This is a genomic window from Litorimonas sp., from assembly GCA_029936425.1.
In the GTDB taxonomy this organism is placed as follows: Bacteria; Pseudomonadota; Alphaproteobacteria; order Caulobacterales; family Maricaulaceae; genus Litorimonas.
On sequence record JAPYSU010000003.1, the window covers coordinates 220,865 to 247,237 of the forward strand.

At 50.2% G+C, this 26,373-nt stretch carries 31 protein-coding genes; 27 read left to right on the top strand and 4 right to left on the bottom strand.

Annotated elements, in window-relative coordinates:
- Nucleotides 1-6 precede the first annotated feature (6 nt).
- Nucleotides 7-3,441: an indolepyruvate ferredoxin oxidoreductase family protein gene (locus tag ACN0IC_RS04315; RefSeq protein WP_416877530.1), complete on the bottom strand. Its 3,435-nt coding sequence runs from the start codon at nt 3,439-3,441 to the stop codon at nt 7-9.
- Between the two features lie 138 nt (nt 3,442-3,579).
- On the opposite strand from ACN0IC_RS04315, the gene ACN0IC_RS04320 reads away from it, so the two are divergent.
- From ACN0IC_RS04320 to ACN0IC_RS04330, 3 genes are all read left to right on the top strand, one after another.
- Nucleotides 3,580-4,044, top strand: coding sequence for an Lrp/AsnC family transcriptional regulator (locus ACN0IC_RS04320; protein WP_416877531.1), 465 nt, complete (start codon nt 3,580-3,582; stop codon nt 4,042-4,044).
- A gap of 83 nt (nt 4,045-4,127) precedes the next feature.
- Complete coding sequence (locus tag ACN0IC_RS04325) at nt 4,128-5,408, top strand: cytochrome P450 (RefSeq protein ID WP_416877532.1); 1,281 nt, start codon at nt 4,128-4,130, stop codon at nt 5,406-5,408.
- Between the two features lie 41 nt (nt 5,409-5,449).
- Nucleotides 5,450-5,767: a 2Fe-2S iron-sulfur cluster-binding protein gene (locus ACN0IC_RS04330; RefSeq protein ID WP_416877533.1), complete on the top strand. Its 318-nt coding sequence runs from the start codon at nt 5,450-5,452 to the stop codon at nt 5,765-5,767.
- A 17-nt stretch (nt 5,768-5,784) separates the two neighbouring features.
- On the opposite strand, the gene ACN0IC_RS04335 is transcribed toward ACN0IC_RS04330, so the two are convergent.
- Nucleotides 5,785-6,570, bottom strand: a complete 786-nt coding sequence (locus tag ACN0IC_RS04335) for an enoyl-CoA hydratase-related protein (RefSeq protein WP_416877534.1) — start codon at nt 6,568-6,570, stop codon at nt 5,785-5,787.
- A gap of 108 nt (nt 6,571-6,678) precedes the next feature.
- Between ACN0IC_RS04335 and ACN0IC_RS04340 the strand changes: the two genes are divergently transcribed.
- The 8 genes from ACN0IC_RS04340 (at nt 6,679) to ACN0IC_RS04375 (ending at nt 13,208) form a co-directional block, all read left to right on the top strand.
- Entirely contained in the window at nt 6,679-7,899 is a 1,221-nt protein-coding gene (locus ACN0IC_RS04340) for an NAD(P)/FAD-dependent oxidoreductase (RefSeq protein WP_416877629.1), read from the top strand.
- Nucleotides 7,900-7,957: 58 nt separating this feature from the next.
- Nucleotides 7,958-8,659: a CoA transferase subunit A gene (locus tag ACN0IC_RS04345; protein WP_416877535.1), complete on the top strand. Its 702-nt coding sequence runs from the start codon at nt 7,958-7,960 to the stop codon at nt 8,657-8,659.
- Nucleotides 8,656-9,294, top strand: a complete 639-nt coding sequence (locus ACN0IC_RS04350) for a CoA transferase subunit B (RefSeq protein WP_416877536.1) — start codon at nt 8,656-8,658, stop codon at nt 9,292-9,294. The genes ACN0IC_RS04345 and ACN0IC_RS04350 overlap by 4 nt, the downstream gene beginning before the upstream one ends.
- Before the next feature lie 33 nt (nt 9,295-9,327).
- Complete coding sequence (locus tag ACN0IC_RS04355; protein WP_416877537.1) at nt 9,328-10,428, top strand: hypothetical protein; 1,101 nt, start codon at nt 9,328-9,330, stop codon at nt 10,426-10,428.
- Between the two features lie 9 nt (nt 10,429-10,437).
- A complete protein-coding gene (locus ACN0IC_RS04360; protein ID WP_416877538.1) occupies nt 10,438-11,535 on the top strand; it encodes a hypothetical protein in 1,098 nt (365 codons plus the stop codon).
- A gap of 3 nt (nt 11,536-11,538) precedes the next feature.
- Complete coding sequence (locus tag ACN0IC_RS04365) at nt 11,539-12,303, top strand: phosphotransferase family protein (protein ID WP_416877539.1); 765 nt, start codon at nt 11,539-11,541, stop codon at nt 12,301-12,303.
- Nucleotides 12,230-12,592 (top strand): phosphotransferase, encoded by a 363-nt coding sequence (locus ACN0IC_RS04370; RefSeq protein ID WP_416877540.1) that lies wholly within the window; start codon nt 12,230-12,232, stop codon nt 12,590-12,592. The genes ACN0IC_RS04365 and ACN0IC_RS04370 overlap by 74 nt, the downstream gene beginning before the upstream one ends.
- A 448-nt stretch (nt 12,593-13,040) precedes the next feature.
- A complete protein-coding gene (locus ACN0IC_RS04375; protein WP_416877541.1) occupies nt 13,041-13,208 on the top strand; it encodes a hypothetical protein in 168 nt (55 codons plus the stop codon).
- A 137-nt stretch (nt 13,209-13,345) separates the two neighbouring features.
- Here the strand turns inward: ACN0IC_RS04375 and ACN0IC_RS04380 are convergent, their stop codons facing one another.
- Nucleotides 13,346-13,546, bottom strand: coding sequence for a hypothetical protein (locus ACN0IC_RS04380; protein WP_416877542.1), 201 nt, complete (start codon nt 13,544-13,546; stop codon nt 13,346-13,348).
- A gap of 243 nt (nt 13,547-13,789) precedes the next feature.
- Nucleotides 13,790-14,068 (bottom strand): TMEM165/GDT1 family protein, encoded by a 279-nt coding sequence (locus ACN0IC_RS04385; protein ID WP_416877543.1) that lies wholly within the window; start codon nt 14,066-14,068, stop codon nt 13,790-13,792.
- 382 nt (nt 14,069-14,450) lie between these two features.
- Here ACN0IC_RS04385 and ACN0IC_RS04390 point away from each other — a divergent pair, with 382 nt between their 5' ends.
- From ACN0IC_RS04390 to ACN0IC_RS04465, 16 genes are all read left to right on the top strand, one after another.
- Nucleotides 14,451-15,050 (top strand): antirestriction protein ArdA, encoded by a 600-nt coding sequence (locus ACN0IC_RS04390; protein ID WP_416877544.1) that lies wholly within the window; start codon nt 14,451-14,453, stop codon nt 15,048-15,050.
- A gap of 1 nt (nt 15,051) precedes the next feature.
- Nucleotides 15,052-15,246: a hypothetical protein gene (locus ACN0IC_RS04395; RefSeq protein WP_416877545.1), complete on the top strand. Its 195-nt coding sequence runs from the start codon at nt 15,052-15,054 to the stop codon at nt 15,244-15,246.
- Entirely contained in the window at nt 15,243-15,719 is a 477-nt protein-coding gene (locus tag ACN0IC_RS04400; RefSeq protein ID WP_416877546.1) for a hypothetical protein, read from the top strand. The genes ACN0IC_RS04395 and ACN0IC_RS04400 overlap by 4 nt, the downstream gene beginning before the upstream one ends.
- Nucleotides 15,683-15,910 carry a hypothetical protein gene (locus ACN0IC_RS04405; RefSeq protein WP_416877547.1) on the top strand — a complete coding sequence of 76 codons (228 nt, stop codon included), beginning with the start codon at nt 15,683-15,685 and terminating at the stop codon, nt 15,908-15,910. The genes ACN0IC_RS04400 and ACN0IC_RS04405 overlap by 37 nt, the downstream gene beginning before the upstream one ends.
- A gap of 41 nt (nt 15,911-15,951) precedes the next feature.
- The gene (locus ACN0IC_RS04410; RefSeq protein ID WP_416877548.1) at nt 15,952-17,703 is read left to right on the top strand and encodes a ParB/RepB/Spo0J family partition protein; all 1,752 of its coding nucleotides are present in this window, start codon (nt 15,952-15,954) and stop codon (nt 17,701-17,703) included.
- An 811-nt stretch (nt 17,704-18,514) separates the two neighbouring features.
- The gene (locus ACN0IC_RS04415; protein WP_416877549.1) at nt 18,515-18,841 is read left to right on the top strand and encodes a DUF736 domain-containing protein; all 327 of its coding nucleotides are present in this window, start codon (nt 18,515-18,517) and stop codon (nt 18,839-18,841) included.
- A gap of 103 nt (nt 18,842-18,944) precedes the next feature.
- Nucleotides 18,945-19,745 carry a DNA -binding domain-containing protein gene (locus ACN0IC_RS04420; protein WP_416877550.1) on the top strand — a complete coding sequence of 267 codons (801 nt, stop codon included), beginning with the start codon at nt 18,945-18,947 and terminating at the stop codon, nt 19,743-19,745.
- Nucleotides 19,746-19,865: 120 nt separating this feature from the next.
- The gene (locus tag ACN0IC_RS04425; RefSeq protein WP_154813662.1) at nt 19,866-20,102 is read left to right on the top strand and encodes a helix-turn-helix domain-containing protein; all 237 of its coding nucleotides are present in this window, start codon (nt 19,866-19,868) and stop codon (nt 20,100-20,102) included.
- Nucleotides 20,099-20,554 carry a DUF2840 domain-containing protein gene (locus ACN0IC_RS04430; protein ID WP_416877551.1) on the top strand — a complete coding sequence of 152 codons (456 nt, stop codon included), beginning with the start codon at nt 20,099-20,101 and terminating at the stop codon, nt 20,552-20,554. Before ACN0IC_RS04425 ends, ACN0IC_RS04430 begins: the two co-directional genes overlap by 4 nt.
- Nucleotides 20,544-21,098: a S26 family signal peptidase gene (locus ACN0IC_RS04435; RefSeq protein ID WP_416877552.1), complete on the top strand. Its 555-nt coding sequence runs from the start codon at nt 20,544-20,546 to the stop codon at nt 21,096-21,098. The genes ACN0IC_RS04430 and ACN0IC_RS04435 overlap by 11 nt, the downstream gene beginning before the upstream one ends.
- A 187-nt stretch (nt 21,099-21,285) precedes the next feature.
- Nucleotides 21,286-23,202, top strand: coding sequence for a DUF3363 domain-containing protein (locus ACN0IC_RS04440; RefSeq protein WP_416877553.1), 1,917 nt, complete (start codon nt 21,286-21,288; stop codon nt 23,200-23,202).
- Nucleotides 23,203-23,216: 14 nt separating this feature from the next.
- Entirely contained in the window at nt 23,217-23,657 is a 441-nt protein-coding gene (locus tag ACN0IC_RS04445; protein WP_416877554.1) for a hypothetical protein, read from the top strand.
- Nucleotides 23,658-24,042: 385 nt separating this feature from the next.
- A complete protein-coding gene (locus ACN0IC_RS04450) occupies nt 24,043-24,336 on the top strand; it encodes a hypothetical protein (RefSeq protein WP_416877555.1) in 294 nt (97 codons plus the stop codon).
- Nucleotides 24,333-24,710, top strand: a complete 378-nt coding sequence (locus ACN0IC_RS04455; protein ID WP_416877556.1) for a helix-turn-helix domain-containing protein — start codon at nt 24,333-24,335, stop codon at nt 24,708-24,710. The genes ACN0IC_RS04450 and ACN0IC_RS04455 overlap by 4 nt, the downstream gene beginning before the upstream one ends.
- Nucleotides 24,694-25,716 carry an ImmA/IrrE family metallo-endopeptidase gene (locus ACN0IC_RS04460; protein ID WP_416877557.1) on the top strand — a complete coding sequence of 341 codons (1,023 nt, stop codon included), beginning with the start codon at nt 24,694-24,696 and terminating at the stop codon, nt 25,714-25,716. Before ACN0IC_RS04455 ends, ACN0IC_RS04460 begins: the two co-directional genes overlap by 17 nt.
- Nucleotides 25,713-26,372, top strand: a complete 660-nt coding sequence (locus ACN0IC_RS04465; RefSeq protein ID WP_416877558.1) for a C1 family peptidase — start codon at nt 25,713-25,715, stop codon at nt 26,370-26,372. The genes ACN0IC_RS04460 and ACN0IC_RS04465 overlap by 4 nt, the downstream gene beginning before the upstream one ends.
- The last annotated feature ends 1 nt before the right edge of the window (nt 26,373 follow it).

Here is a 26,373-nt window from a genome sequence, read left to right on the forward strand (position 1 = left end):
CTCCGTTTACTCTGCAGCTTCCGCCACATGCTTGTTAGCATTGGACAGTGGCAGGTATTGTTTCAAGCGCGAAATTTTCCGCTCATACCCTTTTATGGATTGCAGTTTGATGTGACCATAGCCTTTCACCATGTCTGGGGCCTTCATGAGAGTAAGAACCGTGTCCTGATTTTCTTTAGTCAGTGCGTGAGCCGCCAAATTAATGAGATCAACGAACTCGTCCCGCAAGCGCCGTTCCATCGACCGTTCCTCCGTCATTCCAAAAATGTCCAGCTTGGAACCGCGGAGGACCTTCATCTTTGCAAGCAACGGAAATAGCTTCAGAACCCAAGCTGGAAATTTGGTCTTGATCGGTTCGCCTTGAGAGTTCTTACGCCCGAAAACAGGCGGCGCGAGGTGTAATCTAATTTTGATGTCACCCTCAAATTGGCTTTTGATATTATCCAGAAATTCGGGCGACGCATATAACCGGGCCACTTCATATTCATCTTTATAAGCCATAAGTTTGTAAAGCGAAGCGGCGGCGGCGAGGGAAATATCGCTCAAAGCCCCGTTCAGGTTTTTATCGGCGCGCAATAGCGGTGCTAAGGCATTTGAAAACCGTTCTGCGTAAGCCTCGCTTTGATACGCGATCAGGTCGCTTCGGCGCGACTTGATAATGTCCTCTGCGCTTTGAACCTTAGCGGTTTTTTCAGAAGCGTCATTATTTTCCATAGCCAGATGCCGACCAAGCTCAAATGCGGCTTTATTGCTCTCTACTTTTGTTCCAATGGTTTCAATTGCCTTGAATATGGCCTCGCGGCTGAGGGGCAAGTGCCCGGATTGCCAAGACATGCCTAGCAGGGCTAAATTGTTAAATATTGTATTTCCCAATTGCCGCATGACAGAGCTGGCGGTATCGGCTTCAAGATAGACTTTTGCCGAGGTCTGAAGATCCGATCTCATGCCGGACTTGTCATATCTGAAGTCCTGAATGCCGACGACGTCAGCGCTGGCGGAAATTTTGGAATTGGCAATAACCGCCGTTTTTTCAGGAGACGCCAACGGCCGGATGACTGACCCATGTGCGATAATCATATCGTTGACGAGGATTAGATCAGCCTGGCCCCGCCCAATGCGAGCATTGACAATTTTATCGGGCTGCTTCGACATCTTGAAATGTGTGTAAACCGCGCCGCCCTTTTGCGCCATGCCGAGCGCGTCTACCGCGTTGACCGCATAGCCTTCCAGATGGGCGGCTGTACTGAGCATTGAGCTCAATGACGTTATGCCTTGACCGCCCACGCCTGCCAGAACGATCTCGAACACGTGCTCATCCCCAAGGTCAGTTTTAGCCGGTACAGGCAGGGCTCGATCGGGCAGGGGAGACGGGGTCGGACGTTTAAGCGTGGCCCCTTCCAAAGTCACAAAGCTGGGGCAAAACCCATCTATGCAGGATTTGTCCTTGTTGCAGGCCAGTTGATCAATTTTACGTTTCTGGCCATATGCGGTTTCAACGGTCTCAACGGCAATGCAATTGGATTTTAATGAACAGTCCGCGCAGCCCTCGCAAACCCGTTCATTGATAAAAATGCGTTCAACCGGGTCAGGGGCAAGACCGCGTTTGCGCTTGCGCCGTAACTCTGTAGCGCAGGTTTGGACATAGATAATGGCGGTGACACCTTCAATCTCTCTCAGCTCTTTCTGTATACGGTCCAGCTCTGATCTATCATAAAACGCCGTTCCGCTTGGATAATCTCCCAAGGCACGCATTGCTTCGACATCATCGCCGACCAATATCGCCGTCTTTACGCCCTCCGCTCTTAATTGTGCGGCGATCATCGGCGGCGTGAGAGGGCCGTCAACAACCTGTCCGCCAGTCATGGCAACGGCCTCGTTGAACAAAATTTTATAGGTGACATTTACCTTGGCAGCGACGGCCTGCCGGATCGCAAGTAATCCTGAATGGTGATAGGTGCCGTCGCCAAGATTGACAAATACATGGTCCTCTTTTGTGAATGGGGCTTGCCCGACCCAAGACACACCTTCACCGCCCATTTGGGTGAACGTGCTTGTGTCGCGCGGCATATATTGCACGAGATAATGGCAGCCGATGCCAGCCGTCGCGCGGCTACCCTCTGGGACTTTCGTTGAGGAATTATGCGGGCAGCCAGGACAGAAAAAAGGGATGCGTTTGTGACGGTCCTCGCTCGTTTTGGATGTTGATTTTATATGATCCACAAACATCTTCATCTGCGGCGTGCGTTTATGCCGGGGAAGAAAGTTAAAAATGATTTCAGTGATATGGTCGCTATTGAGTTCGCCGAAATCAGGAACAAATTGATTGTCCTGCCGGTCCCGTTTCCCATAAATTCTGGGACGGTCAGCGCCCCGTAGGTCGCATACATATTCCCGAAGTTGCGTTTCAACCAGCGAGCGCCGTTCCTCAATGACAAGGACTTCGGTAACGTCTTGGATAGCCTGTGTTGCGCGGCGTTTTTCCAGTGGCCATACCAGCCCGGGCTTGTAAAGACGAATTCCCAATTTTTTGGCACCGTTCTTGTCTATGCCGAGATTTTGCAATGCCTGCATAACGTCGCGGTAAGCCTTGCCCTGCGTTACAATACACAGATCCGCTTCGTTCGTATCAAATATGAATTTGTCAAAATCATTGTGATAGGCGAAATCTTCAGCCGCAGGACGGCGTTTTTGGCGGAGCCGGGCCTCTTGATCAATGGGGGTATCGCTCAATCGAATATGGACATCGTCATAGGACTTATCCGGTATGACGACGTTAAACCGGTCGGGCTCAATCACCATATTCTTTGTTGAGTCCATGAGTTCCGCCACGACCGTCATGGCCGCCCACAAGCCACTATATCGTGACAAATCAAACGCTTTGACGCCGAAATACAAGACTTCTTCGATGGTTGAGGGTGCAAGAACGGGAATTTCTGCGTCCACAAAATTATATTCACTTTGGCCCGGGATAGAGGAGGACTTACAGCCATGATCATCGCCCGCTATGGCTAATACGCCGCCATGGGGCGAAGTTCCGGCATAATTGGCATGTTTGAGCGCGTCGCCGGAGCGGTCAACACCAGGTGTTTTACCATACCAAATACCAAAGACGCCCTGAAATTTGGCACCCGGATAAAGTCCGACCTGTTGTGTGCCCCAGACAGCTGTCGCAGCGAGGTCTTCATTGATACCCGGTTGAAAGATGATGTCATGCTTATCCAGACGTTCCGCCTCGCTTTGCAGGCGCATGTCCAAACCGCCAAGCGGGGAGCCGCGATAACCCGAGATGAAGCCGGCTGTGTTAAACCCCTTCTCTCTATCCAACCTTTTTCGTTCGAGTCCGATCCTGACAAGCGCATCAATCCCGGAGAGCAGTATTCGGCCTTCCGAGGCGTCGAAACGTTCCGTTCGCAAATCCGGTTTTGTGAGTGTATCCAGCATAAATGTCTCTCTATTGAGACAAGGTTAGTTGGTGATATGCACATTTACCTTATTGAATATTGCGTAATATATGTAAATAATGCATAGTAAATGTGGTAAAAGGATAAATAAGAATATTAATATGCATTATTATACATAATGGACAAAATTGATCTAAAAATATTGTCGACGCTTCAATCAAACGCCGGGCTGTCAACAGGCGACATCGCAGAGCAGGTTGGGTTGTCACAATCGCAATGTTGGCGTCGAATGGCGAATTTGAAGGAATCGGGTGTTATTCGTGATCAGGTCACGCGTATGGACCGACGCAAGCTCGGATTTGGGGCTATGGTGTTTGCTCATGTGAAAGTGACGGCTCATGGCCGGGCAAACCTTGATGAATTTACCAATGCGGTGATGAAGTATCCAGAAATCACAGAATGCCATGCCATTATGGGGCCATTTGATTTTCTCCTGCGAATCGTCACGAAAGACATGGATGCCTATGAAAAGTTCGTTTTTGGAAAATTGTCACGCGTACCGGGCGTTCAGGAAATCAACTCGACAATGGCATTATCCGAAGTCAAATCCACGTCTGCTTTGCCTATAGAGACTCTGATGTAGTGCGAGAGAATTTACACTGGCCAGAGTTGACTATTTGGGTTATTATTACACACTAATTCAATTAATGTATAAAAAAGAGACGTATGGCACATTCAGTCAATGATGAACTAAAGCAGGCTTTTGACGGAGTCAGCGATAACTTCCGCGGCAATATTGATGACCCTTACCCGCTATATAAGGAGATGCGCGAGAACACGCCCGTTTATATCGGCAATTTCATGGCGGAATTGGGCGTGCCAAATATCGCAGGGGGAAGTGCGGATCGCCAGACGTTTACCCTGTTCAAACACGCAGATGTCATGCGGGTTATGCGGGATGCTAAGACCTTTACCAGCGGCTTTATCGCTGAAGGACTCGGCGCATTTTTTGACGGGCTGATTTTAACAGGGATGGACGGAGAGGCCCATAAGAGGGCGCGCGCTCTTCTGGCACCGGTTTTTACGCCGTCGACCATACGACTGTGGCAGGCCGAGAAGATATCGCCCGTTCTCGAAGACGAATTTGTTAAACCGCTCGCAGCGGCAGGAAAGCAAGCCGAACTCATCAATGACATGGGCATGATTTTTCCGATACGCGTCATCTATGCGTTGATTGGATTTCCTGAAGATAGTCCGGATGACATCAAGCGTTTTGCCGGTTGGGCCATGGATATTCTGGTCGGACCGCAAGAGGATCCCGAGAAAGCCAAAATAGCCGGTATGAAAGCTATGGCCGCGGCGCAGGCCCTCTATGATGCTATGTTGCCAATCGTGCAAAAAAGACGTGCCGACGGCGCCAAAGGGACTGATCTGATATCACGGCTTATTCGCCTTGAAGAAGACGGAACCTCCCTGGATGATCATGAGATTACAACATTTGTCCGGTCATTATTGCCCGCCGCGGCTGAGACAACGACCCGTACCTTTGGTTCAGCGATGGCGCTCCTACTGTCACATTCTGACGTATTAGAAAAGGTCCAAGCTGATCGCAAACTCATCTTGAAGGTAATCGATGAAGCCGTCAGGTTGGAACCTACGGCAACTTTTAAGGTTCGTCAGGCGGCAGAGGACATCGAGATAGGCGGCGTGTCCGTGCCAAAGGACTCGATGGTGTCGTGTGTTGTTTCTTCGGCCAATCGGGATGAAGATGTATTTGAAAATGCCGACCAGTTTGATCCGTTCAGAAAACAAAAACCATCCTTCGGATTTGGATTTGGTACCCATATGTGTATTGGACTTTTTGTTGCCAAGGCCGAAATTGAGAGCGCCATTAATGCGCTACTTGATCACATGCCAAATATCCGGCTCGACCCTGCATTTCCAACTCCGGTCATGACCGGGTTGCAATTACGCGGACCCAGATCCGTAAATGTGGTTTGGGACTAAGTTCTTCCTCTTTTCAATTTTCCATGACGAAAGCAACGTAAATGCCGACAGTTAAATTTATCGACGCCAACAACCAATCCTACGAAGCCGACGGCGCGATTGGAACCTCGGTTATGGAGGTCGCCGTCAGTCACAATGTTCCCGGCATTGATGCGGATTGCGGCGGCGCCTGCGCCTGCGCAACCTGTCATGTCTACGTTCATGAGGACTGGCTCTCTAAACTCTCACCCCAAGATGACATGGAGGCGAGTATGTTGGAATTCGCCGAGGATGTCAGGCCTAATTCCAGGCTGTCTTGTCAGATACCGCTAACGGAAGACCTAAATGGGTTGACGATGACTCTTCCGAAAGAGCAATAAAAACCAGCTCAATTGGTTCAACGACCCTGCCATTTCGGTTTTCGTTTTTCAGCAAATGCCTTTGGGCCTTCTTTGGCATCTTCTGATACGAACATGGCGACCATGGCCGGATAGTTTTTTTGCGCAGTAATCGCCTGTTTCAGATCTGCTTCACTCAAGCCCTTTTTTACGGTTTCCTTGGATGCCCGAATAGCCATCGGGCTGGCGTCACATATGGTAATGGCTAGTGAAAGCGCTTTGCTAATGAGCTTATCTTCTTTTGTCACATAGTTCACAAAGCCCAGTTTCTTACCTTGCTTGGCCGTGACCCTCTTGGAGGTCAGGATCATATCCATGGCGCGTTTCTCGCCGATGAGTTTTGGTAGGCGTAGCAAACCGCCTTCATAAGCGGCGAGCCCGACTTTCGGTTCCGGTAGTCCGAAACTGGCCGTTTTCGAGGCCACAATAATATCACAAGCCAAAGCAATTTCAAATCCGCCCCCTAATGCGAGGCCGTTAACGGCCGCAATGACGGGTTTATTCAGGCTCCATCTCCGCGTGAGGCCAGCCGCACCTGTTGGCGGTAAATCCTGAGGCTCACCGGCTTCTGGCTTAGTTTTCAAATCTTTGCCAACGCAAAAAGCGCGGTTTCCAGACCCCGTCAGTATTGCGACCCAAACCTCGGGGTTATTTTCAAATTCATCAAAGGCTGAGGCCAACTCCGCATGGCCTGCTGGGGTGAGAGCATTGAGCACATCAGGCCGATTGATAGTAATCATCGAAATTCGGCCTATCGTTTCGACTTTACAATATTTATTAGACATAATTACCTTTTATGTTTAAAAACAATCATGCGGTTTGCGAAAGGAATTGCAAGTGAAAAAATCTCGGATTGAGTGGCAGGGCAAATGAGTGGAGCGATAAAAGATGGGGTGGGCCGCGCTATTTGTATCGGAGCCTCTCATGCTGGCGCCCAGTTCACTTTAAGTTTGCGGCAGTCCGGCTGGGATGGGGACATCATACTTTTTGGGGAAGAGCCCGAGCTGCCTTATCATCGCCCGCCGCTCTCCAAAGACTTTATGTCAAATGCGCGTAGCTTTGACGATATTCTTATCCGGCCAGCTGAGGTTTATAAAAAAGCCGATATTGACATGAGGCTGGGATCGCGAGTTGTAAATGTTTCTCCACAAGATAAATCGATCGAATTGTCTAATGGTGAGACCTGGCAATATGATAAACTGGTCATGGCAACAGGTGCCCGCGCGCGAAAATTACCCCTAGAAGGTGCTGATCACAAGCGAGTTTACTACCTTCGAAGTAAGTCAGACGTTGATGCTATAAAGTCTGAAATAGCCCCCGACAAAAGTGCTCTGATTATTGGTGGGGGATATATTGGCCTTGAAACGGCGGCCTCCCTCCACAAGCAAGGCGTGAAGGTCACGGTTTTAGAAGCTATGGACCGGATATTGCAGCGCGTAACCGCTCCGGTCATGAGTAATTTTTACAAGCGTATTCACAGAGAAGAGGGCATCAATATTGTCGAAAGTGAAGTCGCGGTCGGCATCGAATCTGACGGTAAAACGCTTTCAGTGCATACAGCTAAAGGACATCATTTTTCAGCTGATTTCATCATTATTGGCATTGGTGTTCTGCCGAATATGGAGCTAGCCGCAGATGCCGGGTTGTGCGTTGGGAACGGTATAGAAATTAATGAATTCTGCCAAAGCTCTGATCCTGACATTTATGCCATTGGCGATGTTTCATGGCACCATAACTCAATTTATGATACGCATTTGAGGCTTGAAAGCCTTCCTAATGCGACAGAACAGGCGAAAATCGCCGCCGCGCACATATGTGGTAAGCCCAAACCCTATAACTCTTTGCCTTGGTTTTGGTCAGATCAGTTCGATTTGAAACTGCAAATCGCAGGCCTCTTTCAAGGCTATGACAATATTGTCCTACGCGGGAACCCAGAGGCAGGGCGGCAATTCTCCGCTTTTTATTTTAAAGGGGACCGTTTCTTAGCGGTCGATGCCGTAAACGACCCCAAATCATTCATGTTTGCCCGCATGGCTCTCACAAAAGGGCACGTTCTAAACAGGGCAGTTCTCGCCGATCAAGGGCAAGATTTGAAGAATAGTCTCCCAGATTAATAACCATGTCGGTGCACTTGCGCTCCAAAAAACACAAAGGTCACGACAAAATAAAAATATGAGCAAAATTTTCAATTCGAGTAATCACGCGCTGGACGGCCTCACATTTGACGGTATGACAGTCATGAGCGGCGGATTTGGCCTGTGCGGTATTGCGGAAAACCTCATCGCGGCTTTGCGGGATAGCGGCGCGAAAGACCTGACCGTGATTTCCAATAATGCGGGCGTGGACGGCTTTGGCTTGGGGCAGCTGCTTGAGACACGCCAAATCAGAAAAATGCTCTCCTCATATGTTGGCGAGAATAAGGAATTTGAGCGTCAATATCTGGCGGGTGAGCTGGAGCTGGAATTTAATCCGCAAGGCACGCTGGCCGAAAGAATTAGAGCCGGCGGCGCGGGCATTCCCGGATTTTATGTGAAGACCGGCGTCGGCACTCTGATCGCCGAAGGCAAACCCGCCAAGCAGTTTGGCGGCGAAGATTACATCATGGAGACGGGCCTGACGGCCGACCTCTCGATCATCAAAGCGTGGAAAGGCGATGCGGAAGGCAATTTGGTTTTCAAAGCCACAGCGCGGAATTTCTCGCCCATGATGGCGACAGCAGGCAAGGTGACCGTGGCAGAAGTGGACGAGATTGTTCCCGTGGGTTCACTCGACCCGAACTTCATCCATACGCCGGGCATTTTCGTGCAGCGCATTATTGAGGCGGAATGCGAGAAGCGGATTGAACAGCTGACCTTGCGGGAGAACACGTCATGAGCTGGACACGTGATGAGATGGCGGCGCGGGCAGCGCAGGAATTGGAAGATGGCTATTATGTTAATTTGGGCATTGGTATTCCAACTCTAGTCGCCAACCATATTCCAGAGGGGATGGATGTTACACTGCAATCTGAAAACGGCATGCTCGGCATGGGACCCTTTCCTTATGCGGGCGAGGAAGATGCGGACCTGATTAATGCGGGGAAACAGACGATTACGACGCTGCCCAAATCCAGTTTCTTTGACAGCGCCACAAGTTTTGCGATGATACGCGGCGGGCATATTGATCTGTCTATTTTAGGCGCGATGGAAGTCGCTGAAAATGGCGATATCGCCAATTGGATGATCCCGGGCAAGATGGTCAAAGGCATGGGCGGAGCCATGGACTTGGTTGCAGGTGTTAAACGTTGCATCGCTTTGTTCGATCACACCAATAAGCGCGGCGAGAGCAAATTTCTCAAATCCTGCACCCTGCCGCTGACGGGGCGGAATTGTATCGACATGGTGATCACCGATCTCGGCGTATTTGCGCGAGAAGGGGAGCAGCGCCGCTTCCGCTTAAAAGAGCTCGCGCCCGATGTGACGCTGGATCAGGTTAAGTCCAAAACCGAAGCGCATGTTGTTTGGGATTAAGGGGCAAGGAAAGATGTTAAAAAGGGGAATATCATGACTAAACCATTTAAAGTTATCGTTTGGGGGCCAGGCCATATGGGCGCTGTTGCCATATTTGAAGCCCTTCAAAGTCCGTCAATGGAACTTGTTGGTGTTCGCGCTTATAGCGAGTCTAAGCTCGGAAAAGACGTCGGTGAATTATTGGGTGTTCCGCCAACGGGCATCATTGCTACCGATGATGTGAGGGCTTTGTTAAAACTGGATTGTGATTGCGTCATCTATGTGGCCCATGATGAGGGTACCTACCACACGGATGATGAGATCATCCAAATTCTGGAAGCAGGTAAAAACATCGTCACGACTTTGCCTTATACCTCCATGGATAAGTTTAGAGAAGCTGGAACCGCCGCCCGTTTCGAGGCCGCCTGTCTGAAGGGCGGGGCGACGCTTTATGCCGACGGGATAGATCCAAACTTGGTGCCAGGCCGTTTGCTTCTCGCCCTTACAAATGCCTGTGCAGATGTAACGACAATTAAGCTGGAAGAAAATTGGGATTGTTCCGAAGCTGAGCCCCATAAGCTCCAATATATCGGCTTCGGGGCGACGCCAGAGGAAGCCAATAAAATTGAAGTCTCGAAAACGCTTGCCTTGAATTTTTTAAATGGCGTTGTTTACAGAGTAGGCGAAATGATCGGGGTAACCTATGACCGCGTTGTTGCCAGCCATGATTTTGTTCCCGCCGCTGAGGATATTCACAAACCGTTTCTGGTAAAAGCCGGAACGGTCGGGCGGATCACACATCGCGTAGAAGGTTTTGTCGACAATTTAAGTGCCGCGCCGCTTTTCGTGATCGAAGCTCATTGGTTTATTGGCGATACTATGCTGGCAGAGGGTGTCAAACCTGGGCAACATTATGTTGGCACGATTGAGGGCCGTCCATCCGTAAAAATGACACTCGATTTTTCCGTTTCAAATAAAACTGACGAAAAATTCTTTATGACGGGAGATATCAAAAGTGAGCCGATTTATATTGCGAGCGTTATGCCCATTGTGCAGGCGATCCCCAGTGTATGCGATGCAGAACCAGGATTGATGCCGTCTATCGGCCCAGCTTTGCATTGGAAACCGGGGCTTCTGGGGCCCTCAAAGAGATAGGGCGAAAAGATGCTCAGTAAATATGATGAAATGCTCTGTCATCAAACGCCCACGACATTTGACCATGTGGCAGAGACAAGTGAGAACTGGCGTGAGAATATTTGGTGCTGCGCGCATGAAACGAGTGGTCAGTTTTTTCTAAGCTCTCATTTCGGCGTTTCAACAAATCGTAATGTTATGGACGCGTCCGGTCTTTTAATGGTGGAGGGCCAGCGGCAGCACAATATAAGGGCGTCTCGTAAATTCAGGCCGGTCACGGATGAGATCCGCGTAGGGCCGCTTAACTACCAAATTGTAGAAGGCATGAAGACAGTGACTTGGGCACTGGAAGAAAATGAATTTGGCCATAGCTTCGAGGTCGAGTTTGAAGCGGTCATGCCGCCGCAGGAAGAAGTTCCGCAATATACGCGCTCGCGAGGACGCGTGGTTGAAAATATGTGTCGCTATGCCCAGACTGGCCGTGCCAAGGGGTGGCTCAAAGTTGATGGCAAAATACATGATATAAAGCCCGATAGCTGGCTTTCACACCGTGATCATAGTTGGGGCGTGAGATGGCAGCACAATCTCTATCCAGACGGTGCAGGTTTTCAGCCGCCCGAGCCACTTTTAGGGTTTTTAGGAGATTGGCATATCTTCCAGTTCAAAGACTGGGCGGTGTGTTCCAGCTTGCGCGAAGACCATGAAGGCAGAGTCCTCGATTTCACAGGGAGTCTTGTTTACCGGTTAGGCAATGAACGTAAAGAAGTAAGGTTGACAGGCGAAGACCATGATTTTCGCCTTGTTGAAGGCACGCGTCTTTTAGCCGGGGCCACAATTACGGCAATCGCTGAAGATGGAAGGCGGCGGATAATCGAAATAGAACCGATCTCGCTCATCTATCTCCAAGCAGCAGGCTATTGGCCATATAAAGGCTTTCGCCTTGGAAAATGGATGGGAGAAAACTGGTCTGACGGCGAGGTACTCGATACGTCAGATCCGGCCTCCATGAAAGATGTGTCAGCGGCGCCGACCTTTGCCGTAAAGTGCCGCTGCGGCGATGAGGAAGGTTATGGCATGATCCAATTTGGTATTTATGGGCGTCACCCAAAATACGCGCCACAAGGCTAAGGCGTGACTGTCGATATTAAACAAGCGCGGCGTCCGCTTCAAAGCTGGTTTTCCGCAAGGTTACCAAGCGTGCAACATCTCGAAGTTTCAGAATTGACCACGCCGGGTGCAGGTGTGTCCAATGAGACCTATTTTATCACCATAACATACAGGTTTAACGGCAAGATCGTATCAGAAGATCTGGTAATCCGATGGCCGCCCGACGGGTTTCTGGTATTTCCAAAGGCGTCTTACGACATGACGCATCAATTTAATATTTTGAAATGTTTGGAGCTCTCACAAATACCGTCACCAGGTGTATTCGGATTGGAAGAGGATCCAACGATTATTGGTAAACCTTTTTTTGTTATGCACAAAGTGCCGGGTTGGATTCCAAGCGACTTTCCACCTTATCATCAAGCCGGGCCCCTATTCGAGATGAGTCTGGAACAACAGGAAAGGATTTGGTGGGCCGGTCTTGAAACGGTCGTCGCAATTCATGAATTAGATTTAAAATCGAGCGGATTGTCTCTGTTGGGTGTTCCGACAGGCACAGGGTTCATTGACGCACAAATCAAGCTCTATGATGCGGTGCTTGCTCAAAATAGTGACCCCGTTCCTGATATGCTTGTGAAGACAAGACAATGGTTGCTCAACAATCGCTTTGAGCCGCATGTTCAATCCCTTTGTTGGGGGGGATGCACGTCTTGGCAATATGATTTTCGATGGTTTAAATGTCATCGCAGCTCTGGATTGGGAAATGGCAGTCATAGGCGATCCGATTGCTGATCTGGCATGGTATCTCCATGTAGACTGGGCTTCCAGTGAAGGCCGCCCCACGGCGCCGACACCGCGCCTGTCGGGGCTTCCCGGAAAAAAAGAGACCATTGCAAAATATGAGGTCTTAACAGGGCGAAAAGTGTCAAATTTTGATTATTATGACGTGCTGGCCGCCTATAGATTGGCCGTCATCTATACGCGGATTGAACAGGATGAGACTTATCTGAATAGGTCAGGAAATTCCAAAGGCCTGTTGACCACAACTCATTTTGAAAAACTGAAGGGTTTGATACGGTAGAGAAACCGATTCCATTTCAATGGAATTCTGTGATTGGGCGTAATGTCTTAGGATGACGTTTCTATTCTAAACACTGTCCAAGTTAGCCGGATTGGCGAACAAATGATGGTAAGACAGTTCTTTTGTGGAGCTAGAATATCAGAGTGTGTTCGCTAAGCCTTAGCTTCTGACTTTCCAAAATAATGCGCTTTCTGTCATAGGCATTTAACTTTTTAAATTGCGAAATATCGCAAGCTTGCCTACTTTATGAAAGCACGCCTGCCAAATCAGCGTGTGGAGTTCACCAGCTCCCTGTGAAGTGAGACGGCCCATCTGGGCGCGTCCTGTAATTGCGTGTCTCCGGTTTCGGCCGGAGGGCGTAGGAATGTCCAAGGCTTGCCCAAACACTACGCACGGGTAGGCTCGCTTCCCCGTTCTGGTGACTTCCGGCTTTTACGGAGGCAAAGTCATGACAGAGCGCAAAGTTGGAAAACTCACAGAAATAGATCTGGAGATGCAGCAACGCGAGAAATTACTTGAGAGCTTTAGTCTGCTTCAAACCTATGATGACCGCGAAATGATTATTGCCCAATGTGAAAAACTGGTATCCAAACAGACAAGACAGAATGATGAATAGGTGGATGCTATGGATGGGTATACAAAGGCGGCCATAAAAGAAGCCTTAGCCAAGCGGTCACCTCGGCAGGTACGCTTTGATGATTTTATGGAACGCTTAGTTAAAGGGCCAGGAGTCTACGGACTGGCTGTGGTGTTTTATGGCTTTTTCGGATGGGTGATATGGCAATCGCTATTGGGGACATGAATGTGGGCGTCTCCCTGCGCTAACGCTTCGGGCCAGGCTATCGTGAACCAAGCCCGCTTTGCGGTCTTGGCCATCCGGCGTCTATCCCTGACGCTGCCGCTAACCGCGGCCTTTATTTCAGGCGTCCGGCTATCGCGCGGACTATTCCGCATCCCGACACAGGCTTTCCTCCATCGCTTTTGAAACAAAAGCAATGAACGCCGATCACGGGCCGCTCATCCCGACCTTTAGCCGGGGCTGAGACGGCCCGCGCTCTAAGCCGCGTCGGGCTGCGGGCCTGCGCAACCTTTGACCTTCGTCCAAGGGCCGCTTGGCGCCTGTCTCCGCTCGCGCGTCCCGGTCGCTTCGCTTTAGGGGTCGCTCGCTTATGTGTTTCAATCGTTATGAAGTCAGTGTCATCCTGTTCTGAAATGTCCGGCAATCATTAATATTCCAATGAGAACAAATCCGGCTCCGGCGATCAGTTTCAGCGGCATGGCAGCCAGATATTTTTCAGCGCTGGCTCCAAGGATGACGGCCAAAGCTGTTGAAACAACCAATGCGCTAGCCGCCGCTATAAAGACTAGCGCTTTGTTGGATGTTCCATCCGTGGAAAACAGCACTGTTGCTAATTGCGTTTTGTCTCCCAGTTCCGCCAGAAACACAGTTAAAAATATAGTGAAATATACATTCATTATTTTTCTCTCTTTTAAATTTAGCTTCAAGTTTTATGTCGATGTATATCGCGGAGTCTAAACGCTAAAAACGACTTTGTGAGACAATTCTTGAGGACGGCCCTGGCGGGCCGGCTTTTTTATTTTGTTCCTCCTCGGGGGACGGCGGGAAGCGGTCGGCCAATCTGGCGACGGGCCGTCCCACCGCAAGGCCTTTGGCCAATGTCGTCTAGTTCTTTTTACATCGTCATACCAAAAACCTTGCGGCGCGCCTCAGCGCCCGTCGCTGGACTGGCCTCTTGCCGCTTCCCACCGCCCCCCTGCGGGGGAACGTGCCGCGTCCCATTATCTCATTTGGGGCGCTTCGCGCCGCATCCTGCGGACGGCATTGGAGACCAGACCGATGACTTTTTACCAAGCCGAGAGCCAAGCCCCATTTGACCACGAGCCGCCGCGCTTGCCCCCACCAGACCCTGACCAGACAGAAGCCCCACAGCCAGACCCCATCCGCATCTATGTGGCTTGCCTTGCCGCTTATAATAACGGCCATCTGCACGGCGAATGGATAAATGTCACCAACGAGGCGAGCATTTGGGAAGCCGTGCAAGCCATGTTGTTTGCATCCCCGATAGACGAGGCCGAAGAATGGGCTATTCACGATTATGAAGGATTTGAAGGCGTTGAGGTTGGCGAGTATTTCAGCTTTGCCAATGTTGTAGAGCTCGCTGACTATATCCGAGAGCGCGGCGCATTAGGGGCGCAAGTCCTGAATTATTACGGCGGCAATATTGAAGACGCGAAAGCCCGCTTTGATGAATATGCGGGAGAATATGACAGCCTAGCCGATTACGCCGAGGAACTCACCGAGCAGACAGGCGAGACAATCCCAGAACGCCTTGCGCCCTATATCGACTATAAAGCAATGGCGCATGACTATGAGCAGTCAGGCGACTTTCTGACCTTCGAGGTCAGCGGTTCCGTTCACATCTTTTGGGCGCATTGACATGGCCCGTTATCAAGTCAAACCGAGAGAAGATGGACATGGCCCTTACCGTTGGAGCCATGTCGTCAAACGTCATAGCGGACTTCGCCAAGGCAAAATCTACGCTCAAATGGGCGACGACTTAGACGCCCAAGACTCCAGCAAGTTACGCGAACTTTGTGACAGCGCAGGGTTTGAGATGCGGAGGGTCGCATGACCTTCGCGCAAAAATTCGACAGCTATGTTTGCATTGGCGACACCATCACTTGCACCGTTGACGGTTACACCGTCACGGCGCGAATTGCCCATGACGAGACGCCGGACGCACCCGACGAGCGGCAAGATGGATTCTGGCCGAGCCTTTATCCAAATGACGCAGGGTTTATCGGCGCAGGGAATGGATGGCGAGATCGCTTTGATGCGGCCCAAGCCAGAGCCGAAAAAGTTTTGGCCGCTTGGAAAAATGACGAGTGGTTTTATTGCGGCATCATACTGACTGTTGCGATTGATAGCCTAGTCCTCACCGACCACGCGGCAAGCCTATGGGGCATCGAAGCGAACTATCCCGATAGCCATAACGCCTATCTTTCAGAAGCCGCAAACGAGTTACTACCCGTAGCGTTAGCCGAGGCCAAAGCAGAACGGGCGCGGCAATGCACTATCCTTTGCCAAACGGACAACGCGGCGTGACTCGCCAGTTTGAAGAGACGGAAGTCGGAGCGCAGAGCCTGATTGACGGGGTGCGCCCCGTCACGCTTGGCGAGAAACTGACCGCCCGAACCGCGCACCCCATGACTCCGAAACGCAACCCCATGCAGGGCAGAAGCCTTGCGACCACGGTTTATTCGACGAGGTCGGCCGTGCGCAAATCGACTTGTTAGACCTCATTTTACACCAAACTTAACCAATACAGGAGGCTCACATGAGCAAACCATTCGACTTAAAATTCATCCCATTCAGTGCTTTGCATATCTCTGAACTCAATATGCGCCATAGCGAAACAGCCCCCGAGATTGACGATATTCTGCCGAGCGTGAAAGAGCGCGGCATCCGTCAGCCTTTAATAGTGCGCCGTGAAGGCGGCACAGCCAAGAAACCTAAATATGGTATTGTTGCAGGACGCCGCCGCTATTTTTGTCTTACCGCGATAGCCGAGGACGGCACCGAAATAGCCGATGTGCCGTGTTGCGTGATGGACGCGAAAGATGATGCACTCGCCATCGAGACAAGCATCATTGAAAACGTGGCCCGTCTCGCGCCCACTGAAATGGAGCAATATGAGGCGTTTTCAGCCTTAGCGGAGAAAGGGCAAAGCGTAGACGACATCGCCGCCGTGTTTGGCATCACGGCCAATTCTGTGAAGCGGCGTCTGGCATTGGGGGCACTCATTCCAGAGGTCAAAGAGGCTTACACCAATCAGCAAATTGATGCGGCTTCTATTCGGGTTCTGACGATGGCCACGGAAGAACAGCAAGCCACATGGTTAGAGTTGTTCAATTCAGATGATTACTGCCCGACAGGTCAGCAATTGAAAGCATGGCTGACAGGCGGCGGGGTTATTACCACCGAAGTCGCCTTATTTAATGTGGCCGAATACACAGGCACAATCCTGACGGATTTATTCGGTGAACATGGGCAATTTGCCGATGTTGAGCATTTTTGGGAAGCCCAAAATGCCGCTATATCCAAGGAGGTTGAAACCTATAAAGCCGATGGGTGGAAAGAGGTAATCTTAGGAGAGCGGGGTCGCCACTTTCCCACCTATTGCCACGTTCACCACCCCAAAGAGCAAGGCGGACGGGTCTATATCGAGACGCGCGACAACGGCGAAGTGCTATTCCATGAAGGCTATATCACGGACAAAGAGGCGCAGACCATACGCCGTGCCTTATCAAATGGGCAGAGCGAGGGCGCGAAGGCGTCCAAGACAAGCAAGCCTGAAATGTCTGGCCCGATGGCCGACTATATGAATTTGCACCGACACAGCATTGCGAGAGCCGAGTTGATTAAGCGGCCCGATTTAGCTTTGCGTCTGTCTGTTGCGCATATGATATGCGGCGCGCGAAACTGGAAGATTGACGGTAAAAGCCCCCAAAGTCGCAAGCCAGAAACCCAAGCCAGTGTAGAAAGCAGTAAGGCCGAAGCCTTACTAGCTGAGGAACGCCAAGCGGTCTGCGACCTGCTAGGGCTTACGGGTGAACACCCCGCAATCTATCACCGCCACTATAGCCCGCATAATCTCTGCGAGATATTTGCGCGGCTTTTGACCTTAGATGACGCAGAGGTTTTGCGCGTCCAAGCCTTCTGTCTCTGCGAAACATTGGCCGTGGATAGTGCCGAGATTGAAGCCATTGGCATTCTGACTGCGCCAGACTTTGGAGACTATTGGGCGCCAGATGATGCGTTCTTTGACATTTTGCGGGACAAGCCCACCATCAATGCCATGGTCAAAGACATTGCAGGTAAATCTTGCGCCGATGGGGCGGTGACGGACACCGCGAAACTGCAAAAGCAGATTATCAAGAACCGTATTGCGGGGCACGGCGTCGAAACCGCAAGCCCTGACTGGCTTCCAAGATGGGCGGCTTTCCCCGCCAAGCCTTACAAGGCGGTCAAAGGTTGCGCCCCTGCGGAGGCTTCGCGCGGACTTCAAAAGCTGTTCAGCTCCGCTTGAGGGGACATCCAAGATTAGACAGAAAAGCCCCCGCCAATGGCGGGGGCTTTGCTTTGTCAGCGGCTACCAAAAGTAAATTGTGCTCCCGAAATAACCCGCATCAGCGTGGGCCAATGCGGGTCTAAAGGCGCGTATGGATTGAGAGGTCTTGCAGGTTCCAGAGCGGTAAATTCCCTTAAAAAATTCATGGGCCTCTTTGACGTAAGCCTGTCCAAGATTGGCGGGGGACTTTACGAAGGCCAAGGATCAGATGGGCGAAGGCTGGCGAGATAGACAGGGCTTTACCGCTCATATCGCGGTCTTGAAGCCAGCATGGAGCCGCCAAGTTCCTGGCCGCGCGCATCAACGGGCCTCAAGATCGGAGGGCTATTTCTCGCTCTCTATATTGTCATGGTAGGCGACACTGCCGATGCAGGAGAGTGTCGCCGAGCATGGCGGGGTGCCTCTCAAGTGACTCCCATCATGTTTAGTTATGAACATATCCAAATGCCTGCACCATGATTTGGGCGTCTCAAAATCATATCAACAAAATAGTAAGAGGAAGCCAAATTCCCTGCTGATGTCAAAATAACCTGCACAAAACCTGCTGTGCCGAATAGGCCACCGGTTCCCTAAGGGTCACTCTTTTCCTCTCTGTGATTTTGAAGGAAATCACATATTCATCGCGAACCAAAATAGCGCCCCTTTGGCCTATCTCCACTACGTTCCGGGGGACAAGTCCCTCTGCCCGTCAGAACTTGGTGCGGACGGTTTCTGTCAGCAGGGAGATTGGCTCCCGAGATTTCGCTGACATAATTTGGAGACTGAAACCATGGCACAAGCACTTGGATATGTAACGAAAAATGAAGTGGGTAACTTTCAAGGCACCCTGAACCTCGGCGGATCCTCCCGCATCAACATTGTCGCCAATGACAATAAAGAGAGCGAAAAGCAGCCTGACTTCAGAGTTGTAGATAGCCGCGGACAGGAAATCGGCGGCGGCTGGCTCAAGACCGGTGAAGTCAGCGGGAAGGAATATCTCTCGCTCACCTTTGCCCACCCGACCCTCGGCCCGCGTAAAGTCTACGCCAATCTTGGACAGGCTTACGGCAAAGAGGCGGATGAATTTGCGATCCTCTGGAACCCACAAGACGACTAAATCCCTAGCGCCCCAGACCCGCATTAGCTCACGCTGATGCGGGTTTTTTCATGGTTACAATTTGCGATTGAAACCAAAGAGGTCGCTCGTTAGTATAAACTATATGACAGGGCTGACCCAGATATTGGGGCCTGCATCCGAAACATATGCAGGATATGCGTGGGATTATTTGCGGCGCAATAGCGGGTATGCTCGCGATTATGATGTTGATATGTCGTCGCGAGACCCGTCGGAAATTACAAATAACAGTCAGCTTCGATACGAAGCTGTCACAGATAATCTGGCACATCGTTGGGGATTAGAGTGCTTTGAGTCACCACAATCCGCAGGATTGGATGCTTTAGTCATATGGCGTCAGGACGCGTTCCCCGGCGCATTATCTGTACATTATCACAGTAAGACTTCCCGCAATAATGATGCGACCTCTTTTAAATTATCGAATTTTGATTGCGGCAAGCAGCACTATGTAAAGGCGAATGGAACACGTATAAGCGTGATTAAATCAACTGATTTTTGGCTGCAAATATCAGGAAAACCCAAGCATATTGCAGATGAAGATCAACCGTTTTCCGTGCTGATTGATGGCGGAAAAGGCGCCCGAAGACGCATTGATGCCCTGCGCCAACTCACGTCACTCAGCCGAAACGGATCTGATAATTTCAAATTATTGGGACGGCAAAAAGCATTCGCAAAGATGAGAAATGCACTTCTCGCTTATGATATTCGGGCAGAGGGTGGGTCTTATCGTGATGTTGCGATAGCCTTATTTGGGGCCGAAAATGTGCGGCAGAACTGGGATTCTACGGGAAGATTTCTTAAAGGCCGTTCTATTCGCGCGTACAAATTCGGTGAGCGCATGGTCGCACAAGACTACCAAAGCTTGTTGCCCAAGAAAACTCTGTAAGGGGTATCGTTTATTGAACGTCCCAAAAACGTGACTCCCAATCTCTCCAAAGTTGTGTCTTGATTCGTTGCATGATCATGCGCGGAAAGACGCAGCCACGGTGAATGGTGTGAGGCTAAAATGGGCGAGAGTTTAAAAAGAAAGAATATTCCGCGAAGAAAAATACTACTCAATGATGTTCCAAGTCCGTTCTTGTTACCCGATGAGGCTGCCGTCTTTTTACGGCTTGATGAACGCACATTAGCCAATTACCGTTCCAATAAAACAGGCCCTGTCTACCGTAAACATGGCGGCTCTATTTGTTATCATCGTGACGACTTGCGGGATTGGTCAAGTGTGACAGCGGCTAAACTGTGAGCGGTGTAACGCTCATCCACTGTCACTTTGTCAGAGACAAGTTGAACCATCGCATTAGGTTTGGAAGCCCCAAGACTACACTCACTCTTGATAAATATCGTAAGCTCGCTTGCTTTGATGCAGGCGCAACCCTCGGATATATTAGATGGCGGGCGAATGAATATGGCACACAGGATTGGCGTTTCTTTGTATTAAAAACCCAAAGTAAAGGCCTGCTCACCCGCGTGCCTGGCATTACGCCTGCTGTCAAAGTGTTAGCGTCATTTAACGGCACACAAGCTGTGAAGCGCGCTTTAGCGTCGCTCGATGATGTTGAAAAGTCCGTGTCGGGGCCGATCGAAATGCTTCCTGAAAGTTACTGGATTGCCTTTCAGAACGGTCTTTCCACGCGAAGAACCGTGAGAGGTTTGCTGCCAGACACCTCCTTGTTGGAGGCGCAAAATGTTGTTTAAAAGCCTTATTGCTGGTGTGATGACACTCGCCATAATTGGAACGGCGGGACAGATCATATTCTCGCCAAAGCCTGTTCTGCTTTATAATCCAAGTGAGAGTGCAGCGGTTGGATGGTATCGTTTAAGGCCAGATGAGACTGTTATTCTTGGTGCGCAAGTTGCGGCTTATGCTCCCAAATGGGCGCGCAAATTGGCTGATGAGCGCGGCTATCTGCCTTATGATTACCCTCTCATAAAGACGGTCTGGGCCGTCCATGGGGATGAGGTCTGTTACAATACTCAATCGGTTAGCGTCCCAAAACGTCCTGATATACCCGTGCTGGGGCAGGATGTTTTGGGACGCGATATGCCTCAAAAGTCGGGCTGTATTGTGCTCGGCTCGGGTGAATATATGTTGCTATCCCCTGATGTGCAGACAGGGTTTGATAGTCGATATTTTGGGCCTGTTCGCGCCGAGAATATTTTGGGAGTCGTTGAATATCTGGAAAATCCAAAGACTCTTAAATCGTCGGAAAAGCCTGATTTAGCGGGGTTTGAGGGGTGAATTTAAGAGGGCAAGATAAAGGGCGCGGCCCAAAATGGCCTAAGCCATTGTCTGCACATCTATTTTCGCGGGACGCGAGGGGGTGGAGCCGGGACGTGGATTCGGCGCGATCCCCCATAGGGCCTGAGAAAATGGCCGGGACGTGGACTGAAAAGGGCTATTTGGAGTCAATTCGTGAGCCTTCGTGGTGAGCGGCGAAAACCAGTTCAATGTTCGGCTTGGAAAGATACTCTCTCCTAACGGAACGGGGCGTTTTGTCAGCTTTGCCGGACAAGTGCGGCGGGCGGCGCAGCGTTCGTCGCGCTCATCCGGTGGACGGGTCAAGAGAGGGCCTGTGACCGAGCAATATTTTTCGCGGCGCGTCATCGTCAAAGTGCATCTCGTGAAGATGGGGGCATATGGCAAAGATGCGCAGCGGCATCACCTGGATTACATACAGCGCGATAGTGCGGCCCGCGAAGGCGAGAAAGGAATTCTGTATAGCCGTGATGAGGTATTTCTTGATGGTGAGGAATTTCATGAGCGCGGCATTGATGACAGACATCAGTTTCGCGTTATTGTCTCGCCTGAGGATGGAAAAGAATTAGGTGACCTTCGCACCTATACCCGAAACGTCATGGCGCAGATGGAACGCGATTTGGGAACGAAGCTCGATTGGGTGGCGGCCAATCATCACGACACGGCCAATCCCCACAGTCATGTTGTGATCCGGGGTGTTCGAGACAACGGGTCAACATTGATCATTCCGAGAGATTATATTTCTCATGGGATGAGAGAAGCTGCCGAGCATGTTGCGACATTGGAGCTCGGCCCGACCAATCAAATTGATGTGGCCAAAAAATTGGCCCTCTCGGTCAGGCATGATCGCTTCACATCCATCGACCGAGATTTGTTGGTAAAGGCTCAAAATCAGATTGTAGATTTATCAAAGCTGCCACTGGACGGATCAGATTGGTCACAGCGTTTTGAAAAATGGCGCGTAAAACATTTAAGCTCAATGGGACTGGCAGAAAAAGTTGGCTTTGGGAAATGGCGGCTTGATGACAATCTTGAGCGCACGCTTCGGCGCATGGGAGATCGCGGCGACATCCTCAAAGCCTATCACCGCGCCATGACGCGCGCGAAACTTGACCGCAGCCAAAATGGTGAACCGATATATGACCCTATGGCAAATCCCGCCAAACCGATTACCGGCAGAGTCATCGAAAAGGGCATACTCGATGATGTGAATGACCGAAGCTTCATCGTCTTAGACACGATGCAGGGTGAGGCTGTATTTGTTGAGACAGGCAGAGAAGCTAATACCGTTCAGATAAAGCGCGGTATGGTCGTCACCGCAGGTCCGCAAGGTTACAAACCGAAAGCTTCAGACTATACGATTGCAGACATCGCGTCCAAACGCGGCGGAATATACAGCCCGTCTTATCATGAAATGAGCGACCCCAGCGCCCGTGAAGAATTTATCAAAGCCCATGTGAGGCGCTTGGAAGCTATGCGCCGGCTCGGACATGCGGAGCGCAATTCAGACGGGTCATGGAAAGTCCCAAAAGATTATCTCAAACGCACGGCCAAATACGAAAGGTCACGCGGCTATGGTAACCCAGTCAAACTAGACATTCGAGCGCGCGAGCCATTCGCAGAGCTTTCTACGACTTTGGGGAAGACTTGGCTCGATACCGAACTCATGTCAGACAAAAACGAAAGTCACGCATCAGGTTTTGGTCAAGAGGTTGAAGCCCTAAAAGCCCAGCGTCAAAAATTCTTACTTTCGCAAAAGCTTATTCAAAAATCGTCCGGGGTTACGCAAGGCACGCTGGAGGCTCTTGAAAAAATAGATCTTGATGCAGCAGGCAAAACTTTGGGTGATGAGTTTGGTAAGCGTTATAAGCCTGCGCCGCAATCGGGACGTATTTCAGGTGTATATCGGAAGTCAGTGCAGAGGCCGAGCGGTAAATATGCCGTCATTGAAAAATCGAAAGAATTTACCCTCGTGCCGTGGCGAGAGACGATGGACAGAAACTTGGGCAAATCAATTTCAGGCGTAATGAAAGGTCAAACGATTTCATGGACGCTGACAAAGGCAAGAGGACAAAGCATTTCATAAACGGAGATAGGACTATGACTTTTTCAATTAAAGCGCTTTTGCTATTGTCAGGAGCGGCGCTCTTTGTGACAGCTTGCGGCACTGATCCGAAGGCAGCGAATGAAGCCAATTTTGAAGCGGCGCTGAACGCACACTACGCGCAAATGAAACAATGCCTCAGGGTTGGGAGCGAGCCAAATGCTGAAGGAATCATTCAAGAATTTAGAACGGATGGCCGCGTTCAAGACAAGCAATTGTTGTTTTACAATGGTCTTGTGGACTTGGGCCTTATGGACGCTGTTACCTATCAAAAAGATACAAAAAACTTTAGCGGGCAAGTCACAGGAAAAGCCGATTGGATTGGCTACAGGTTTTCAGAGAAAGGAAAGACCTTCTTACGTCCCGCCAAATTGGACGCAGGAGCTTTCAGCACAGGAGCGGGTCAGCTCTGTTACGGGACGTCTCAAGTTGTTTAGATAATCAATTTCACGGAACCAGCCGAGGCAATGGGCGTGAAAGTCAGTAGCGTTCAATATACCTACAAGTTGGTGGACATTGCGCCGTGGGCGAATGATTCGGCTATATCTAAGCAATATGAATGGCTGCCGGAGAGAATATCTAACCCAAGTATAGCTAAAGATGACGACCTTGTGCTTACCAAAACCGGCTGGGCTCATCATAGTGTTCTGAAACGATAGTCTGTAGTCTTAGACGGGGCATAACAGACTTAAGGATTTACGATCGGGCAGTATAATTTTTAGCTTTGGGAAAGCAATTTCCGTTGGAGAATTAATGGTTACTTGACATGTCGGATATTCCGACATATATAAAGGAAAGGTCGGAATAAGAGACGGAACGATAATGTCATTTCCTAAAGCAGAGTTAGAGCGTGCGATTCGCGATGAAATTAAGTCGATAAAGGACGAGGCCATAATGCGTGGCGGGAACGATAGAAAGGGATCATGGGAACCCGAAATAGATTCTCTAAATGCCCTCAGAATATCTCTTCGGATTGAAGATGAAATTAATTTGACAATTTCCGAGGACAAAATCCCTGCGGGAGGATTCTCCGATGTGGAGAGTTGCGTAACCGCCTTTTTGAATGAAGCTGAAAAAGCTTGGGTGGAAACGAAAGAGGAGGAGGTCGCGCAATGAGTGAATCAAGAATGGGATTTGCTGGACCTGAAAATGACAAAGAAAGATTGCAGCAACGATTGAAGGAGGCCCGCGAATACCTTGGAATAAGTCAGGCCAAAGTTGCCGAATTTCTTCAAATACCACGTTCAGGTGTTTCCGAGATTGAAAGCGGTAAACGAGCAATTAGCGCACTTGAACTGCAACGCTTAGCAAAACTCTATCAAAAGCCGACATCGTGGTTTACCGAAGATGTGGTCGAAGGCGTCCCAGCTGATGTTGAGTTCCTAGCAAGAACTGCTAGCGAGCTTTCGCAGACTGACCGTAGCGAGCTTCAAAAATTTGCCGAATTTCTGAAAGCGAAGTCGAAGGTGAGTGATGACGCTTCGCAATGATCGTCAGGCCATACTGCGGGGTATGCGAGCGGCGATGCGATTGCATCGCGACTTGGCAACACCCGACCGCATTGGGAACTCGCTGAGGGTAGATGTGTTTGACGCAATCTCGCGTTCAGGTGCAATGCTAATGTTTCAACCATTGGACAAATTGCTCGGCGCTTACATGCAAGAAGACGGCGAGAGCGGCATTATTATTACAACTCAACGCCCAGTGGGAGTTCAAAGATTTACTGCAGGTCATGAACTCGGCCACCTTGTGATGGGGCATAGGCCGCATGCGGACGATGAAAATATACTGCGTAGAGTACCTCTGGGTGTCGGTCGCTACAACCGTGTGCCCTTACAGGAACGCGAAGCCGACGCGTTTGCGTCGCATTTCCTGCTACCGCGATTCCTCATAGCAAATCATCATCGCGCGAATGGTTTATCGCGGCGCGATTATGAAAACCCACAATGTGCTTATCAAGCTTCGCTCAGATTTGGGGCTAGTTACTCTGCTACGCTTTACGCATTCGAACGAGAAAATTTAATCAGTCGCGGCTTAAGAAAAGAGCTCGTTAGCGTTCCACCTCGCTCTCTGAAAGCTGACCTTGTGGATGGCCACAAAGTCGACGGGTGGGCAAATCGTGATGTATGGCGTCTCACTGAGCGGGACGAAGGTGTGGTCATTGAAGCTAACAGAGAAGACCTATTCTTACTAAAGTTGGATGAGCACAAAAGCGCTGGATATTTGTGGACATATGATGAGCTTGAGAAAGCTGGATTTGTAGTTCTTAAAGACGAGAGCAATGCCCTTCATCCTCACAAGCTCGGAGGACAGAATAGGCGCTTCATTCTTGGTGATCCTAGTAGTCTGCCCGAAGGGCAGTATACACTGCACGAAGAAAAATCTTGGGACCCATCTGATCAAGCAAAATCTCTCAGTTTTACCTATACGAATACAAAGTCTCGCGAAGCTGGTCTCTATGAACCTCAGCGTGATCGGTTGCTCCGTGCAAAATGAGCAAGGTTGAGGTTCATACAGATATGCGCCCGGAGTTTGCAATCGTTGGCAATCAAGGCAGGCGTCCCACATGCCTAGCATTTGCAGCTACTGACGCCCATGTGTATCTCCACGGATGTACGGATCCCTTATGCGTTGAGTGGCTCTATTATCACGCTGTCTCTCATGCTGGGGATCCACCTAATGCTGGCTCCACTCTGCCGTCTACGCAGCATGTTCTTAAACAAAAAGGACAACCACACGAGTCACACTGGCCCTATGACGCGGCACCGATTGACCCAACCCGATGGAAGCCACCAGCGAAAAAGCCGAGCAATTTATATCACGCTGAGAGCATGATGGCGCCCGCGTTCTCCAAAATTGTAGAAGGACTCGAAGTGTCGCAACCCTCGATTATCGGCTTAAATATTGGGAGAGCTTTTCAGACATGGACCCAAGTGTCTGGGGAAGCCGTTATCGCCGATGAAACCGAACACCCATCGCAGGGAGCCGGTCATGCGTTATTGGCAGTAGGACATGGAGAGTATAATGCTGCGCCACACCTTCTAATCCGGAACTCATGGGGAGCGTCTTGGGGAGAAAATGGATATGCTTGGATTAGCGATTCTCACATTAAAGACAGATGGATGGGCGGATTTCGCCTCAAGGAGATTTAGG

Coding starts and splice junctions, on each gene's coding strand:
- ACN0IC_RS04345 (WP_416877535.1), top strand. CDS start 7,958: ATGAGCAAAATTTTCAATTCGAGTAATCACGCGCTGGACGGCCTCACA.
- ACN0IC_RS04370 (WP_416877540.1), top strand. CDS start 12,230: ATGATTTTCGATGGTTTAAATGTCATCGCAGCTCTGGATTGGGAAATG.
- ACN0IC_RS04415 (WP_416877549.1), top strand. CDS start 18,515: ATGGCACAAGCACTTGGATATGTAACGAAAAATGAAGTGGGTAACTTT.
- ACN0IC_RS04425 (WP_154813662.1), top strand. CDS start 19,866: ATGGGCGAGAGTTTAAAAAGAAAGAATATTCCGCGAAGAAAAATACTA.
- ACN0IC_RS04355 (WP_416877537.1), top strand. CDS start 9,328: ATGACTAAACCATTTAAAGTTATCGTTTGGGGGCCAGGCCATATGGGC.
- ACN0IC_RS04455 (WP_416877556.1), top strand. CDS start 24,333: ATGAGTGAATCAAGAATGGGATTTGCTGGACCTGAAAATGACAAAGAA.
- ACN0IC_RS04465 (WP_416877558.1), top strand. CDS start 25,713: ATGAGCAAGGTTGAGGTTCATACAGATATGCGCCCGGAGTTTGCAATC.
- ACN0IC_RS04395 (WP_416877545.1), top strand. CDS start 15,052: ATGGCCCGTTATCAAGTCAAACCGAGAGAAGATGGACATGGCCCTTAC.
- ACN0IC_RS04405 (WP_416877547.1), top strand. CDS start 15,683: ATGCACTATCCTTTGCCAAACGGACAACGCGGCGTGACTCGCCAGTTT.
- ACN0IC_RS04385 (WP_416877543.1), bottom strand. CDS start 14,068: ATGAATGTATATTTCACTATATTTTTAACTGTGTTTCTGGCGGAACTG.
- ACN0IC_RS04320 (WP_416877531.1), top strand. CDS start 3,580: ATGGACAAAATTGATCTAAAAATATTGTCGACGCTTCAATCAAACGCC.
- ACN0IC_RS04380 (WP_416877542.1), bottom strand. CDS start 13,546: ATGCGGAATAGTCCGCGCGATAGCCGGACGCCTGAAATAAAGGCCGCG.
- ACN0IC_RS04360 (WP_416877538.1), top strand. CDS start 10,438: ATGCTCAGTAAATATGATGAAATGCTCTGTCATCAAACGCCCACGACA.
- ACN0IC_RS04350 (WP_416877536.1), top strand. CDS start 8,656: ATGAGCTGGACACGTGATGAGATGGCGGCGCGGGCAGCGCAGGAATTG.
- ACN0IC_RS04460 (WP_416877557.1), top strand. CDS start 24,694: ATGACGCTTCGCAATGATCGTCAGGCCATACTGCGGGGTATGCGAGCG.
- ACN0IC_RS04400 (WP_416877546.1), top strand. CDS start 15,243: ATGACCTTCGCGCAAAAATTCGACAGCTATGTTTGCATTGGCGACACC.
- ACN0IC_RS04330 (WP_416877533.1), top strand. CDS start 5,450: ATGCCGACAGTTAAATTTATCGACGCCAACAACCAATCCTACGAAGCC.
- ACN0IC_RS04410 (WP_416877548.1), top strand. CDS start 15,952: ATGAGCAAACCATTCGACTTAAAATTCATCCCATTCAGTGCTTTGCAT.
- ACN0IC_RS04450 (WP_416877555.1), top strand. CDS start 24,043: ATGTCATTTCCTAAAGCAGAGTTAGAGCGTGCGATTCGCGATGAAATT.
- ACN0IC_RS04315 (WP_416877530.1), bottom strand. CDS start 3,441: ATGCTGGATACACTCACAAAACCGGATTTGCGAACGGAACGTTTCGAC.
- ACN0IC_RS04435 (WP_416877552.1), top strand. CDS start 20,544: ATGTTGTTTAAAAGCCTTATTGCTGGTGTGATGACACTCGCCATAATT.
- ACN0IC_RS04445 (WP_416877554.1), top strand. CDS start 23,217: ATGACTTTTTCAATTAAAGCGCTTTTGCTATTGTCAGGAGCGGCGCTC.
- ACN0IC_RS04335 (WP_416877534.1), bottom strand. CDS start 6,570: ATGTCTAATAAATATTGTAAAGTCGAAACGATAGGCCGAATTTCGATG.
- ACN0IC_RS04420 (WP_416877550.1), top strand. CDS start 18,945: ATGACAGGGCTGACCCAGATATTGGGGCCTGCATCCGAAACATATGCA.
- ACN0IC_RS04375 (WP_416877541.1), top strand. CDS start 13,041: ATGACAGAGCGCAAAGTTGGAAAACTCACAGAAATAGATCTGGAGATG.
- ACN0IC_RS04390 (WP_416877544.1), top strand. CDS start 14,451: ATGACTTTTTACCAAGCCGAGAGCCAAGCCCCATTTGACCACGAGCCG.
- ACN0IC_RS04325 (WP_416877532.1), top strand. CDS start 4,128: ATGGCACATTCAGTCAATGATGAACTAAAGCAGGCTTTTGACGGAGTC.